This is a genomic window from Oleiphilus sp. HI0061 (assembly GCF_001635675.1).
On the sequence record NZ_LWFE01001441.1, the window covers coordinates 1 to 927 of the forward strand.

Sequence of the window (927 nt, forward strand, 5' to 3'; positions counted from 1 at the left end):
AAGAGAGTAGTCACTTTCGTTTTCATATAGAAAACGATATCGTCACCCAGCTGCAAGGCCTGGGTAGTCATCAAGCGCTCTATACACTAGAGCCTTTAAAAGTGGGCGGCATTTATCCCCGCACTAAAGAAGAAAGAATCCTACTACCCTACGAAGACATACCCGACCAACTCATTGCCAGCCTTCTTGTCACTGAAGATCGTGACTTTAAACATCATTTAGGCATTTCACCGCTATCCATAGCGCGTGCTGCATGGGCAAACCTGAAAGCGGGCAGAGTTGTTCAAGGTGGCAGCACGCTTACCCAACAATTGGTCAAGAATTTTTATCTCAGTCGAGAGCGATCACTTAGCCGAAAGGTAAATGAAGCACTGATGTCTCTGATGCTGGAAGCCCATTATGACAAGCAGTCCATCCTAGAAACTTACATGAATGATGTCTTTCTCGGTCAATCTGGCTCACTCGCTATCCACGGGTTTGCAGCGGCCAGCCTCTACTACTTTGGCAAGGATTTACGTGCCTGCTCTATCTCCGAACACGCTCTACTTGTCGCCATGATCAAAGGCCCGTCCTATTATAATCCTCGCCGTTTTCCTGAACGAGCACTAAAACGACGCAACCTGGTTTTGTCTCTTCTGAACAAGGAGAACCTCCTTGACGATCAACGCTATCAAGAGGCGATCACTCACACATTAAACGTTATCGATAAGCCGACTCTACAGACTAATCCCTACCCGGCATTTATGGACATGGTAAAGCGTCAGCTGGGAAAAGATTACCATGAAGACGACCTACGCACTGAAGGGCTAAAGATATATACCAGTCTAGACCCCCAGCTCCAGCACCAGCTAGAGAATACAATCGCCAGCAAACTTCCAACACTCGAATCAGGGAAACAGACAGGAACGCTTCAAGTAGGCGCCGTGG

Annotated in this window: 1 protein-coding gene; it reads left to right on the forward strand. The window is 47.7% G+C overall.

The features are described from left to right. Nucleotides 1–927: transglycosylase domain-containing protein (locus A3735_RS22720; RefSeq protein ID WP_197485987.1), on the forward strand; the 927-nt coding region annotated here is incomplete at both ends.